A 14,270-nucleotide genomic window follows, 5' to 3' on the forward strand; every position below is an offset into this window, starting at 1 on the left:
CATGAAAAAAATCAATATGTCGGGTGTGATCCCAGCACTGATTACACCGATGCACGAGGATGAATCGGTGAATACCACAGAGCTGTGCAATCAGGTAGATCGTATGATTGAAGGCGGTGTGCACGCCATCTTTTGTCTTGGAACCAACGGCGAGGCCTATATCCTTTCCCAAGAGGATAAAATACTGGTGATGGAAACTGTCATACGCCATACAAACGGCAGAGTACCGGTTTATGTAGGCACCGGCTGTATCAGCACCAAGGAAACGGTAGAGCTGAGCCGCCGCGCCATGGATGCAGGGGCAGATATTTTGTCTCTCATCACCCCCAGCTTTGCCAGCGCCAGCCCCCAGGAGATTTATTCCCACTATGCCGCTGTCGCAAAGGCCGTGGACATTCCCCTGGTGCTGTATAACATTCCGGCTCGCACCGGTAATACCCTCTCCCCCCAGCTCATGGGGCGCCTGGCCGGGGAATTTGAGAATATTGTGGGCGTTAAGGATTCCAGCGGAAATTTTGACAATATGCTGCAATATATAGAAGCCCGCCCCGCCAATAAAGATTTCAGTGTGCTTTCCGGCAACGACAGCCTGATTCTGTGGAATCTTTATGCTGGTGGAAACGGTGGTATTGCCGGTTGTGCCAATATTTATCCCCACACCTTATCCTCCATTTACAACTGCTTTATAAACGGAGATCTGGCACAGGCAAGAGTTTATCAGGACAGTATTCGTTCCTTGCGGAACTGCTTTAAATATGGCAACCCCAACACAGTGGTGAAAACAGCCGTGGCCTTGCTGGGACATCCGGTAGGAAAATGCCGCGCTCCCTTTAACCAGCTTTCGGAAGAAGGCATTCAGGCATTGCAGAAGGTGCTGGATGAAAACCGTGAAAAGGGAATGTGTTAATCTCTCGCACAAGGAGGAAAGCATGTATAAACCAATTGTTGGAATAACCATGGGGGATCCGTTTGGCAACGGCCCTGAGCTTACAGTAAAAGCCTTGGCAGACCGGAGTGTTTACCAGCGGTGCCGTCCTATGGTGGTGGGGGATATAGCAAGCCTGCAATATGCCATAAAAACCGTAGCGGCACTGCATGGCATCACCATCAGGCTCAACCCCATCTCGGCTGTAAGCGAAGCCAAATATGAATACGGCGTTGTTGATGTCCTGAATATGGGCATGATTCAGCCTCATGATATCCCGGGCGACCCGGAACACCCCCGCCCATTTGGCCTTGGTGCCACTAAGCTGGGAGGGGAAGCTGCCTTCTCCTATGTGGAAAAGGTAATTGAGCTGGCTATGGCAAAGGAAATTGATGCCACAGTTACCAACTCCATCAGCAAAGAAGCCATCAATATGGCCGGTCATCATTTCAGTGGTCACACAGAAATCTATGCCCACTACACCGGTACTGAAAAATACACCATGATGCTGGCGCACGATGACCTGCGGGTTGTGCATGTTTCCACCCATGTTTCTCTGCGGGACGCCTGCGATAAGGTAACCAAAGACCGTGTGCTGGAGGTTATCCGCATTGCACATCAGGGTTGCTTGGAAATTGGCATCGAAAACCCCAAAATTGGTGTTGCAGGGCTTAATCCTCATTGCGGGGAAAACGGCATGTTTGGCCGAGAAGAGATTGATGAGATTCAGCCGGCAATTGATCTGGCTTTGGCCGAAGGAATCAATATCCCCGAGAAAAAGCCAACGCCGCCCGATACCATTTTTTCCAAAGCCTTAGGCGGATGGTATGATATGGTGGTTGCAATGTATCATGACCAAGGGCATATTCCCCTGAAAGTAAAAGGCTTTGTATACAACAGAGCCGAGGGGCACTGGGATGCCGTTGCCGGTGTGAACATTACATTGGGGCTGCCCATTATTCGAACCTCCGTGGATCACGGCACAGGTATAGACAGGGCCGGCGATGGCCGTGCCAACGAACTAAGCCTTGTGAACGCCATTGATTATGCCATCGTGATGGCTAACACCAAAAAAGCAGCGAAGCTTTAAGACTTCCGCTTTGTTATTAAAAAGGAGAATAAAAATGAAAAGGAAATTTGCATCCGCTCTATTGGCACTGTCTTTGATTTTGTCTTTGGCTGCTTGCGGAACCCCCTCCGGCAGCAGCACTTCCGCCTCCACCAACAGCACACCTGCTGCCTCTGGTGAGACCAGCAGTTCAACCACCAGTGGTGAAACCATTAAAATCGGCACAATACAAGATACCACCGGCAAGGGCTCCGTTGTTGGAAACGCCATTTTGCAGGGTCATCAGCTTGCAGTTGAAGACATCAATGCAAGAGGCGGCATCAACGGCAAGAAGCTTGAGTTGATTGTTTACGATTGCAAAAGCGATCCCAACGAAGCAATCAACGCCTTTAAACGTCTGGCAGAGGTAGATAAGGTCAGCGCTGTTCTGGGGCCCAATATCTCCAATGTTGGCCTGGCCGTGGCACCTTACAGCACCGAACTGAAAATGCCTTTCCTTGGACAGTTTGGCGATCCCCGCTGCATGCTGGGTGAAAATTTGGATACCCTGAACCCTTACATGTTCCTTATGCAGCCCTCCGCTGCACAGGCAGGCATCATTTCCGGCCTTTATATGATGGAAAAACTGGGTCTTTCCAAGCCTGCTTTCTTGGTTGCACAGGATCACAGCTACAATTCCTACATGGCCAACACCTTTATCGATTATTGCAAAGCTAATAACATTGAAATTGCAACTGTTCAGTATAACAAGCAAAGCGACATCGATTTTAAAACACAGCTGACCAACATCAAAAACAGCGGTGCAGACTTTATCTTTAACGCCAACCCCAGCCAGTCTCTGGTTATTTCCACCAGCCAGATTTATCAGTTAGGTATTGATCTGCCTCAGACCGGTGGCCTTGAGTTTGCTATTCCCTTTAACGAGCTGGTGAGTGATCCCGATATGGCCCGCAATATCTATGTTGCCACTAATCTGGATATGTCAGCTGATTCTGTTTCCAGTGTTTTCAACACCTATGCCGAGCGCTTCGGTGAAACCCCTGGCCCCAAATCCTTCCTTGGTTATGATCAGGTTGTGCTGGCAGCCCATGCCATTGAGCAGGCCGGAACCGACCCTGTAGCTGTGCGTGACGCTCTTGAAAACCTGAAGGATGTTCCCACTCTGATTACCCCCACCTTTAATATGAACCCCGAAACCCATATGCCCGATGGTCTTGGCATGTTTATGTACAAGCTGGATAAGGGCGAGTACACCGGCCTTGAAATGTACTTCCCCGCCGCTGCTCAATAAAACAGTTCCTCGGACTATATTTTAAACGATCTCAGGTGAAGGTTGGGTAAAAGGTTTGGCGGGGCAGAAACCGCCAAACCTTTCTATACAAGCTATTCATACCTTTAAAAAATACATGCGTGAAGCAAAGTGAATGGTGCCTGATGGAGGAGTAACATGTATTTATTTCAGCTACTTATAAACGGAATTTCAAACGGAGCGGTATATGCCATTATTGCAGTTGGCTGGGCTCTGATATTCAGTATTCTCAAATTTTCCAACCTGGCCCACGGCGGAACCATGGTGTGCGGTGCCTATATAGGGTTGCTCTTTGCGCGTTTAATAGGCGGCAACCTCCTTCTGGTGCTTATTGCTTCTGCTTTGTTTAGCGGCATTTTGAATATGGGTGTTCAATTGGTGGCTTTTCACCGTTTGCGCAAAAGCTCCAAACAGGTTTTGCTCTATTTTGTATCGTCTATCACCATGGGCATGCTCCTGCAAAATCTGATTTCCCTGAAGTTTTCAGGTGTTATGTATTCGTACCCGAAGTTTTTTGAAACACGCTATATCAACGTTGGAAATCTCACCTTCGATGTGGCCGATCTTGTTATGCTGCTGATTGCAGCCGTTATTATCGGCGCTTTGGTTTTTATTCTTCATAAAACCCGCTTGGGCATTGCTGTGCGGGCCTTGAGCATGGATCCCGGTGCCACCTCGCTAATGGGCATCAATGTGGATTTTGTTGTTATGGCAACCTTTTTTCTTGCCGGTTCTTTGGCGGGGGTGGCCGGTGTATTTGTTGGCATCCGCACTGTTCTTTCCCCTCAGCTGGGCAGCTTGTTTACTGTAAAAAGCCTTATGGTCAGTGTTGTTGGTGGCCTTGGGAGCCTGAACGGAGCCCTTTATGCCGCATTGCTGCTTGGTCTTGTGGAAACCGGCCTGACAGCAACAATCGGTTCAGCAATGACACCCGTTGGAACCTTTTTGTTCATGCTGCTGTTCCTTATTTTCCGGCCGCAGGGTATTGCGGGTAAATTTGTGGTAGACAAAGCGTAGGAGGAGATATTAAATGGGAATGCTACAATTTCTGCTTTCCTACCTCATCAATAATACTTTTATTTTGATGATTGGAATGCTGAGCGTTTACCTGCTCACCAGCCTGACCGGTATGCTCTCGATGGGGCAGGCATCTTTTATGGCAGTGGGTGGATACGCAGCAGCAATTGTTTCAAAATATTTGCACATGCCTTTGATTGTTTCTATGATAGTGGCCATGGCGGCCGGTGCACTGTTTGGCCTGCTCATCGGTTTGCCGGCTGTGCGCTTGCGGCGCGACTATGTGGCGATTGTAAGCCTTGGCTTTGGTGAGGCTCTGGTTGCCTTTCTGAATAATTTTTCCACTTTCACCGGTGGTGCCATGGGTATAACAAATATTCCAAAATACACAAATAAAACTATTATTTGTGTGGTTTTAGTGGTTCTGGTGGCTCTTATCTGGAACTTTAAAAAATCCCGTTTTGGCCGCTTCTGCATAGCCATCAAGGGGGATGAGCTGGCAGCAGCCTCTATGGGTATCAACGTGGCGCGCATTAAACTGCTGATTTTTGTAATGGCTGGTGCCATTTCAGCTTTGGGCGGCAGTATTTATGTGCACACCACCACTTATCTGGATCCCGCAGCCTTCGGCTGGGATCAAAGCTCTATGTGGATCATTATGGTGTTTTTCGGCGGTGTTAACAGCTTGACCGGTTCTTTAGTGGCCGGAATTGTTTTGGGATTGATCCCGGAGCTTTTGCGTTTCTCCAATGAGCTGAGAATGATTATTTACTGCGTGCTGGTGCTTCTGGCTGTCAACTTCCGTCCTCAGGGCTTATTTGGCACCACAGAATGGGATATTGCAACTATTCGTCGTGGTTTCAAAAAGCTGGCAAACCAATTGGGAAGGGGGAACCGGAATGCTGTTGGAAATAAATAATCTTGCAAAAAGCTTCGGCGGTGTGCAGGCTGTTAAAAATGTTTCACTTAAAGTGGATTCCGACCAAATCATCAGTGTAATTGGCCCCAACGGCGCAGGTAAAACCACTGTTTTCAACCTGATTTCTGGTATCTATAAAGCGGATGCAGGCCAGATTTTGTTTGAAGGCCAAGAACTTATCGGCAAACCTCAGCATGAAATTGCTCTTGCCGGTATTGCCCGTACCTTTCAGAACATTCGCTTATTCCCCGGCCTTTCGGTTACTGAGAACATTATGATTTCGCTGGATCCCATCAGCCATTATAACGTGCTCAGCGCTATGATGACGCTCCCTGACAAGCGGCGCATGGAAAAAGAGAACCGCGCACGTATCCGTGAAATTCTCAAAGTGGTGCAGTTAGAAGAATATGCCGATGAAAACCCAAAAAACCTGAGTTATGGTATCCAGCGCCGTGTTGAACTGGCTCGCGCCATTGCAAACAACCCCAAGCTTCTGATGCTGGATGAGCCTGCCGCAGGGCTGAACCCAAGAGAGGTTCTGGAATTCATCGCTATGATTCGTGTGTTGAAGGAACAATACCACTTTGGTATCCTCATCATTGAGCACCGTATGCAAGTGGTCAACGACCTGTCGGATCATGTCTATGTGGTAAACTTCGGCAACCTGCTTACCCACGGCACTCCTTCTGAGGTTCAGAACAATCCCGAAGTCATCAAAGCCTATATTGGAGAGGAAAAGAACAATGCTGGAGATTAAAAATCTTTCGGTTCGCTATGGGCACATCGAAGCATTGAACGATGTTTCCTTTCAGGTGAACAAGGGCTCTATCGTATCCATTATCGGCTCCAACGGAGCTGGAAAAAGCACTCTTTTAAACACCATTTCGGGTCTAGTGAAACGCTGTGGCGGCGAAATCCTATTGGATGGAACCCCCCTGCCTACAGCCTCTCATAAGGTCGTTCGACGCAATCTTGTGCAGGTGCCGGAAGGCCGCCGGGTATTCCCCGGGCTGACCATTACTGAGAATCTGATCATGGGCGGGTATCGTGTAAACGCTGCCAAAAGCCGAAAAAAGATTCCGGAAATGTTCTCGCTCTTCCCCATCTTAGGCACACGGTGCAACCAGATGGCCGGCACCCTTTCGGGCGGTGAGCAGCAGATGCTGGCCATTGCCCGAGGCCTGATGGCAGAACCGGAAATCCTGCTTTTGGATGAGCCTTCTCTGGGTCTTGCCCCTATTATTGTGACCCAGATGTTTGAAATCATTGAAGAAATCAATCGGAAAATGGGCATTACCATTTTAATCGTGGAACAAAATGCAAGCCAGGCAATGGATGTTTCACACTATACCTATGTTTTGGAAAACGGAAAAGTTGTTACGCAGGGGCCTTCTGCTGAACTGAAAGCCAGCGACGATATCCGTAAATCCTATCTTGGTGGATAAAAGGAGAGTTTTTATGTTGGATCAATTGTTGCAGGATAAAGTTTCACTGGTTACCGGGGCAGGCCGTGGCATTGGCCGCAGCATTGCTGTAACTCTGGCCAAGGCAGGCTCGGATATTATTGTCTTTGATGTCAACGAAGCCGATGCCAAAGAGGTACAGGCTGAAATCATCGCATCAGGCCGCCGGTGTGAGATTCTGGTGGGTGACATCCGCAATCCTCAAGTATGTGAACAAGCCCGCACACTGGCAGAGCAAGCCTTCGGCCGAATCGATTTGTTGGTCAACAACGCTGGTATTATGGACCGGAAGGGCACATTGGATATGGCTCTGGAGGATTGGCAGCGTGTGATAGATATCAACCTCAACGGCTTGCTGTATATGTCCCGTGCGCTGCTTCCGCTGATGGTAAAGCAAAACAGCGGTAATATCGTCAACATCACATCGGCCAACGGCAAAACCCCTCACCCCAATGCTGCACCCTCTTACGGTGCTACCAAGGCTGCTGTTACGTATCTGACCAAGCATTTTGCACTGGAGTTTGCAAATCACAACATCCGCGTCAACGCTGTGCAGTGCGGCCCCATTGAATCCCTTATGACCCAGCAATGGTCAGAGGAATACCGCAAGGCTGCTCTCTCTAAAATACCGCTGGGCCGCCTCGGCTTGCCGGAGGATGTGGCCAATGCGGTGGTTTATCTTGCATCGGATTTGTCAGCCTTTGTTACAGGCGTCAGCCTCAACCTGAGCGGCGGAAAGCTGATGGAATAAGCCCTCTATAGTATTGCTTCTGAGAAAGGACGTATCATTTAATGACTTATAAAAAACTACCTGGTATTACACCAGACGGCGTTGTCTATGAAAACGAGCTTTTGGGTACTCTAGAAGCACTGGTAACACCGGGTCATTACAGCACTGCTCATGCCCCGGCTCTGTTGGAACTGCCCAATGGCGATATGCTGTGCGCTTGGTTCGCCGGTTCCTTTGAGGGCAGCACCGATATCAGCATCGTGTGTGCCCGCCTCCCCAAAGGGGCAGACCGCTGGGAAAAGCCTGTTCAGGTATCCCACGATCACACCAGAAGTGAACAGAATCCTTCTTTGTTTCTGTTGCCCTCCGGTGAGATCTGGGTCATGTATACCGCACAGATCGCACGGACACCCGGCAAACCCAATATGCAGTTCACCTCCTTTATCCGCCGTCAAAGAAGCTTGGATAACGGTAAAACCTGGGGAGAGCCTGATGTAATGTTCCCTCGTGAGGGTTCCTTCTGCCGCCAGCCCATTCAGGTGCTTTCCAACGGGAGATGGATTTTCACCCATTGGTTCTGCCTGGATGACGACAGCAGCAATGGCAGCGACTATACCGCCTTCCAGCTTTCTGATGACCAAGGTAAAACATGGCGGCTGGTGGAAATGCCTCAGAGCGCCGGCTGTGTTCACGCCAATGTTGTGGAGCTGGAAAATGGCCGTTTGGCGGCCTTTATGCGCACTCGAATGGCAGATTTCATATACCGCAGCGAATCCTCCGATTGGGGCGAAACCTGGAGTGCACCGGTGCCCACCACACTGCCCAACAACAATGCCAGCATCAGCGCTGTGAAGCTGAAAAGCGGCCGCATTGCGATTACCTATAACCCCACCAGCAGCATTTATAAGGTTGAGCAAGGCGTTTCCGTATGGCCCGGTCTGCGCAGTCCTGTTGCCGTTGCTCTTTCGGAGGATGGCGGCTTAAGTTGGCCTTTGATCCGCCTGATGGATATGGGCGAAGGCTTTGTAGGCCCCGAAAACAGAAGCAACAACCGGCAGTATGAATATCCCTTCATCATGCAGAGCAGCGATGAAAGAATCCATCTTGCATTTGCGTATCATGATCGCATCGGTATCAAGTATATGAGCTTTACCGAAGCGGATGTAGCAGGCAAAAAGAGAGAAACCGAGGGTCTCTATAACCCCACCGCCGCCCAGACCCACTAAGCAAATAAAAAATATTTATCCACACTGAATATCCCCTGCCTCTGAAAAGACGGCAGGGGATACTTTATTTGTATCGCCAATTTGCTTCAAACAGCTGTAACGCTATTTTGAAGCAGGAATTCAGAGTGCAGCTTATACAATGGAGTTTTATACCGCAATTTTGGTTGCCGCCACTGTATCCAGCACCACCGAGCAGATATAATCCACCACCTTTTTGGTCAGGTAGGGGTGCATAGGCAGTGAGAGAATCCGCCGGGACATATCTTCCGCATTGACAAGGCTGACCCGTGGCAAATCGCAGAAGGCCGGCTGGCGGTGCACCGGCACAGGATACGGCACATGGCAGGGAATCTGCGCCTCCCGCAGGGCTGTAACCAGCTTTTCACGCTGTGCGCAGCTTTCCAGTATCACCGGGAACTGGGCCCATCCGCTGGTATAATCGGCACCCACCCACTGTGTTTTTATTTTTCCGCCCAGCTGTCGGTTATAATAATCCGCCAGCTTTTGGCGGCTTTCAAACTCTTCGTCAAAGAAATCCAGCTTACAGCTGACCACAGCGGCTTGAATGGTATCCAACCGCCCGCCAATGCCAATGTGCAGGTGATAAGGGGTTCCCTTTTGTGCGCCGTGGTTGCGCAGGGAACAAAGCATGGCCGCATCCTCATCAGTATGGCAGAAAACGGCTCCGCCATCGCCGAAGGTGCCCAGCGGCTTGTTGGGGTAAAATGAGGTCACCGCAAACCGGCCAAAGCTCCCGGCCATGCGCTCCCCAATACGGGCGCCAAAGGATTGGGCCATATCCTCAATCAGCTGGATGCCATAACGGCTGCAAATTTCCTCCATAGCCCGCAGATTGCAAGGCAGGCCAAACAAATCGGATGCAACCAGCGCCCGGGGCAAGGGTTCTTCCCGCCTGAAGTGACGTTTAAGCACCATTTCAAGGCAGTAAGGGTCCATATTCAGGGTGTTGGGGTTAATATCCACAAACACCGGGGTGGCTCCAATAAAGGAGATGGCCTCGGCAACGGCAAAAAAGCTGAAGGAGGTGCACAGCACCCGATCCCCCGGCTTGACACCGGCGGCCAGCAGCGCCAGCATAAGCCCCGCCGAGCCGCTGGAAACACTGACACAGTGGGCTGTCCCTATTTTTTCCGCTAAGCGGCTTTCCATATGGGCCACCTCTTCGCCAAGAATAAAATCGCCGTTTTCCACAATGGAATCCAGAGCCTGATGGAGCTGCGCCTTCATCCGGCTGTATGGAATTTTGTAATCATAAAAATCCATGACCCTCACCCTACCTTATTTTGACGTTAATGGAATAGCCAAATTATACTATTTGTTTAAACCAAAAGATGTCGAAGGCGGCACGAAATTCTTGCCGAGTGGGCAGGAATCCTGTCGGGTTTTTCGATTTCTTTCTTTTGACGAATGCTGTGAAAAGAGTTACAATAGATTCGCTGAGCAGTATTACACGAGGAAAACGAGGTGATCTCATGCGGTTTTTACATACCTCCGACTGGCACTTGGGCAAACGGCTTTATGAGTTTTCCCTGCTGGAGGATCAGGCTTATTTCTTGGAGGGGCTATACCCTCTTTTGAAGGAAGAAAAGGTGGAAGTGCTGGTGATTGCCGGCGATATTTATGACCGTGCCCTCCCCCCTTCTGAGGCGGTGGAGCTTTATGATACTGCCCTTTCCCGCATTGTGCGGGACCTTAAAATTCCGGTGCTGGCGATTTCCGGCAACCACGACAGCCCCAGCCGGTTGGATTTCGGCAGCCGCCTCTATGAATCCAGTGGCTATTATATGGCGGGGCAGGGCCGCCCTGCCGTTAAAAAAATCACCTTAACCGACCGGCACGGCCCGGTGGTGTTTCATCTGCTGCCCTATTTGGAGCCTGCCGCTGTTCGCAGCTTTTTCCCCGAGGCAAAAGCCCGCACCTTTGATCAGGCCTACGAAGTGATGCTGGAGCAGCCTGCAAATCAGCCCCAGCCGGGTCATCGCCATGTGTTGGTGGCCCATGGATTGTTCGGGGCGTTGGGGGAGGAAGGCCGGGAGCTGCTCACCAGCGAATCGGAAATTCATGTGGGCGGTGTGGATATTGTGGATGGGGGCCGCTTTCGCTCGTATCATTACGGGGCCTTTGGGCATCTGCATGCTCCCCAGCGGGCAGGCGGCGAGCATCTGCGCTACAGCGGCTCCCCTTTGCCTTATTCCGTTTCAGAGGAGCACCAGAAAAAATCCTGCACCTTGGTGGAGTTGGATGCCGCCGGGCAGGTCAAGCTCAGCTTTCTCACCCCACCCCGGCTGCGCAATGTCCGCACCATCCGTGGCAGTCTGGAAGAACTTCTCCGCCGGGATTTTCACACCGGCTCCTTTGAGGATTATGTTTTTGCCGAGATCACCGACCCCCAGCTTGTTCCCTACCCTATGGAAAAGCTGCGGGTTCTGTTCCCCCATTTGTTGGGCCTTCGGTTTGTCACCCTCACCCAGCAGCAGGGCTCCCCTTCCTTCAGTGCTCAAAAGGTGGTGGCCAAGCAATCTATGGAGGAGCTTTTTTCCCGCTTTTACAGCGAAGTGCGGGATAAGGAGCTAACCCCGGACCAGAGGGAGCTTTTGCAGGCGGCCATTGCCCAGACCGAGAACCCCGCAGAGGAGGAAAGCCTATGAAGCCCACACGATTGGAGCTGTGTGCCTTCGGCCCCTTTGCCGGGGTGGAGATAGTGGATTTCACCCGTCTGGATGGCAGTGTGTTCCTCATCACCGGGGATACCGGGGCAGGCAAAACCTCGCTGTTTGATGCGGTTTCCTTTGCCCTTTACGGCGCCGCCAGCAGCCAGAATCGCAAAACTTATACCCTCAAAAGCCATCATGCGCCGGAGGATACCCTCTGCTATGTTGACCTAACCTTTTCTCTTCACGGCCAAACCTACCGGATTTGGCGCTCTCCCCTGCAAACCGGACGCAAGCGGGATGGCTCCCCCAAGGAGCTGGGAGAAAAAGCAGAACTGACCCTGCCGGATGGCAGTATCCTCACCGGCGCCTCCAAGGTTAACACCAAGCTAGAGGAGCTTTTGGGGCTGGATTACCAGCAGTTTAAGCAAACCACCATGCTGGCGCAGGGGGAGTTTCGCCGCCTGATCGAAGCCAACAGCACCCAAAAACAGGAGATTTTCTCCCAAATTTTCGGCACCGCCGCCTACAACCGGCTTGCACAGGTTCTCAGCCGTCAGGAAAGCGCTCTTTCCGCCAAGCTCCGGGAAAACCGTGATGCTGTGGTGCAGGCCGCCCAAGCCTTGGTGGAGCTGGGGCATGACGGAATCTCCCCGCAGGAAACCCCTTTTTCCGATTCCGCCGCTGTTTTAGAACAGGTTTATCAAGCAATTAGGGCTAAGGAAACGCTCTATCAAAGCAATGAAAAGGAAATAGTCCGGCTGGAGCTACACCGCAGCCGCCTGAACCCGGAGGAAGCCCGAGCCTTAAATCAGCAGTTGGAGCGGCTTTCGCTTCTAACTGCCCAGTTAACACAACTGGAAGAGGAAGCACCTGCCCGAGAGGCCCGGCGCTCACTGCTGGAAAGGCTGACTGGGGCCGATTCCCTGTTTGCCCGGGAGAAGATTATACGCTCCACCCAAAGCAGTGCCAAGGAGGCCGCAGAGACAGTCACAGCTCTCACCCTTGAGGCAGAACAGCTGGAAAAGCGCCTTGGCGAAACCGATTCTATGCTTCGGGAATTGCCCTCCCTGCGCAAACAGCAGGAACAATCCCTGCTGCTGATCCAGCGGCTGGAAGCGATGGGCAAAGCGGCGCAGGAGGTAGAAACCCTTGCACAGCGCCTTCGCCAAAATATCGCCCAAGAGGATTCCCTGAAAAAACAGCTCGCCTCCTTGGAAGGCTCTTTCCGATGGGCTGAGCTGGAACAGGAAAGAGCGGTTTTACAGCATCAGCTGGGCCTTGGCCAAGCTCTCAGCCATTGTATGGGGGAGTTTGAGGGGCAGCAAGCCGCCTACCAATCCGCAAACGCCGCCTATTTGGAGGCCAACCGCCTATTTCTGGATGGACAGGCCGCCCTCATAGCCGGGGAGCTGAAAGAGGGCTCACCCTGCCCCGTTTGCGGCTCTGTGGATCACCCCAACCCCGCCGTTCCAGCGGAAAATCTCCCCAGCGAAAACGCGGTGGAGCAGGCCAAGGCCAATCGGGAACAGTCTCTGGAAACTCTCGGGCAGCTCCGTACCAAGCGAGATACCCTCGCCGCCGCCCTCAACTGGCCGGATCAACCAGATCAATGGGATAACGCCTCTCTGGGAAAGACACTGGCCAGCTTTACGCAGGGCCTTTCCCATCAGGCAACCGCCTTGGAGCAGGAGCAGGCTGGTCTTTCGAATTTTAAAACAACACTGGCTCCGGCGGCAATCAGCGAAAGCCTGCAAAAGGCTCGAATGGAACTAGCCCAAGCCAGTCAACAAACAAAGTCGTTGGAGGAACAGCTTGCCCACCAGCGCCAGCAGCTGCCGCCCGAAGCCGCAGACCCCGCAGCCCTTAGCCAGCGTATAGAACAAACCAAAGCGGAACACAGCCGCCTGACCGGGCAGATTGCTGACTATGAAGCCCGCTGCGGACAAGCCAAATCTGCCGTGGAGCAGGCCGGTGTGCGTCTGGAATCCGCCCAAGCCCATCAGACCCGGCTGGAGGAGCAGTTTCAGCGCCTGCGCAGTGAATTTATTGGCCAGCTCAAGGGCTCCGGCTTTGGGGGCTATAAGGATTACGAAAGCTATATCGGGCGGCTGGGCGAAATTGCCGGGCTTCGGGCTCAGGTGGAGGCCGAACAGACCCGCTTTCAGAGCGTTAAGGCCCGTCAAGAGGCTTTGGCCGGGGAGGTTGGTGATCGAAAGCCCTTTGATCTGGAAGCCCTTGAGCAGGAAGTCGCTCAAACCGCAGGTATGCTGGATGCACTAAAAAAAGAGCAGGCCACCTTATCGGTGTTCCTGCTGGGCACACGCCGCCATGTAAAAGAGCTGGAAGCATGCTTTGCCCATACCCGGGAGCTGGAAAAAACCTATGGCACTCTCAGCGAGCTGGCCGGGCTTGCCACTGGGCAAAAGGCACCTAATATTTCTTTTGAGCGGTATATTCTGGCCGCTTATCTGGATGATATCTTACAGGTGGCCAATCTGCATCTGGGGCGCATGACCGATTCCCGCTATACTCTGCGGCGGCAGGAGGATGGCTCCAAGAGCCGCACCGCAGGCTTGGATATGGAAATTTTGGATAGCTACACCGGCACCCGCCGGGCGGTGAGCACCCTTTCGGGCGGCGAGGGTTTTAAGGCGGCTTTGTCGCTGGCACTGGGCCTTTCAGATGTGGTGCAGATGTATTCCGGCGGCGTTTCCATTGATACGATGTTTATTGACGAGGGCTTTGGCACACTGGATGCAAAATCCTTGGAATCCGCTCTGGATACCCTGCTCTCACTGCGGCAAGAGGGCCGCATGGTGGGAATCATCTCCCATGTGCCCGAGCTGCAAAGCTATATTCCGGCCAAGCTGCGGGTGCTCCGAAGCGGCGGCAGCAGCCATACCCACCTGGATATTCCATGACTGAACATATTTTAGA

The 14,270-nt window shown here is 52.0% G+C and carries 12 protein-coding genes; 11 read left to right on the forward strand and 1 reads right to left on the reverse strand.

The genetic code is table 11. The annotated features are described in order from the left end of the window. The first annotated feature begins 1 nt into the window (after window position 1). The 9 genes from dapA (at window position 2) to U6B65_08345 (ending at window position 8,658) form a co-directional block, all read left to right on the forward strand. Window positions 2-907: a 4-hydroxy-tetrahydrodipicolinate synthase gene (dapA, locus tag U6B65_08305; GenBank protein ID WRS26354.1), complete on the forward strand. Its 906-nt coding sequence runs from the start codon at window positions 2-4 to the stop codon at window positions 905-907. Between the two features lie 22 nt (window positions 908-929). Then, window positions 930-2,015 (forward strand): 4-hydroxythreonine-4-phosphate dehydrogenase PdxA, encoded by a 1,086-nt coding sequence (gene pdxA / locus U6B65_08310; GenBank protein WRS26355.1) that lies wholly within the window; start codon window positions 930-932, stop codon window positions 2,013-2,015. A gap of 34 nt (window positions 2,016-2,049) precedes the next feature. Continuing rightward, window positions 2,050-3,285: an ABC transporter substrate-binding protein gene (locus tag U6B65_08315; GenBank protein WRS26356.1), complete on the forward strand. Its 1,236-nt coding sequence runs from the start codon at window positions 2,050-2,052 to the stop codon at window positions 3,283-3,285. A 156-nt stretch (window positions 3,286-3,441) separates the two neighbouring features. Next, window positions 3,442-4,320 (forward strand): branched-chain amino acid ABC transporter permease, encoded by an 879-nt coding sequence (locus U6B65_08320; protein WRS26357.1) that lies wholly within the window; start codon window positions 3,442-3,444, stop codon window positions 4,318-4,320. Between the two features lie 13 nt (window positions 4,321-4,333). Further along, window positions 4,334-5,239 (forward strand): branched-chain amino acid ABC transporter permease, encoded by a 906-nt coding sequence (locus U6B65_08325; protein WRS26358.1) that lies wholly within the window; start codon window positions 4,334-4,336, stop codon window positions 5,237-5,239. Further along, entirely contained in the window at window positions 5,220-5,996 is a 777-nt protein-coding gene (locus U6B65_08330) for an ABC transporter ATP-binding protein (GenBank protein WRS26359.1), read from the forward strand. The genes U6B65_08325 and U6B65_08330 overlap by 20 nt, the downstream gene beginning before the upstream one ends. After that, window positions 5,983-6,684: an ABC transporter ATP-binding protein gene (locus U6B65_08335; protein WRS26360.1), complete on the forward strand. Its 702-nt coding sequence runs from the start codon at window positions 5,983-5,985 to the stop codon at window positions 6,682-6,684. The genes U6B65_08330 and U6B65_08335 overlap by 14 nt, the downstream gene beginning before the upstream one ends. A gap of 13 nt (window positions 6,685-6,697) precedes the next feature. Beyond that, window positions 6,698-7,453 carry an SDR family NAD(P)-dependent oxidoreductase gene (locus U6B65_08340; protein ID WRS26361.1) on the forward strand — a complete coding sequence of 252 codons (756 nt, stop codon included), beginning with the start codon at window positions 6,698-6,700 and terminating at the stop codon, window positions 7,451-7,453. Window positions 7,454-7,494: 41 nt separating this feature from the next. After that, the gene (locus U6B65_08345; GenBank protein ID WRS26362.1) at window positions 7,495-8,658 is read left to right on the forward strand and encodes a sialidase family protein; all 1,164 of its coding nucleotides are present in this window, start codon (window positions 7,495-7,497) and stop codon (window positions 8,656-8,658) included. A gap of 147 nt (window positions 8,659-8,805) precedes the next feature. Here U6B65_08345 and U6B65_08350 read toward each other — a convergent pair whose 3' ends face one another. Next, window positions 8,806-9,942: a DegT/DnrJ/EryC1/StrS family aminotransferase gene (locus tag U6B65_08350; GenBank protein ID WRS26363.1), complete on the reverse strand. Its 1,137-nt coding sequence runs from the start codon at window positions 9,940-9,942 to the stop codon at window positions 8,806-8,808. A 209-nt stretch (window positions 9,943-10,151) separates the two neighbouring features. On the opposite strand from U6B65_08350, the gene U6B65_08355 reads away from it, so the two are divergent. Then, window positions 10,152-11,327: an exonuclease SbcCD subunit D gene (locus U6B65_08355; protein WRS26364.1), complete on the forward strand. Its 1,176-nt coding sequence runs from the start codon at window positions 10,152-10,154 to the stop codon at window positions 11,325-11,327. Next, on the forward strand, window positions 11,324-14,254 hold the full coding sequence (locus U6B65_08360) for an SMC family ATPase (GenBank protein WRS26365.1): 2,931 nt from the start codon (window positions 11,324-11,326) through the stop codon (window positions 14,252-14,254). The genes U6B65_08355 and U6B65_08360 overlap by 4 nt, the downstream gene beginning before the upstream one ends. Window positions 14,255-14,270 lie beyond the last annotated feature (16 nt).

It is taken from the genome of Oscillospiraceae bacterium MB08-C2-2 (genome assembly GCA_035621215.1).
Classification (GTDB): Bacteria; Bacillota; Clostridia; order Oscillospirales; family Ruminococcaceae; genus WRAV01.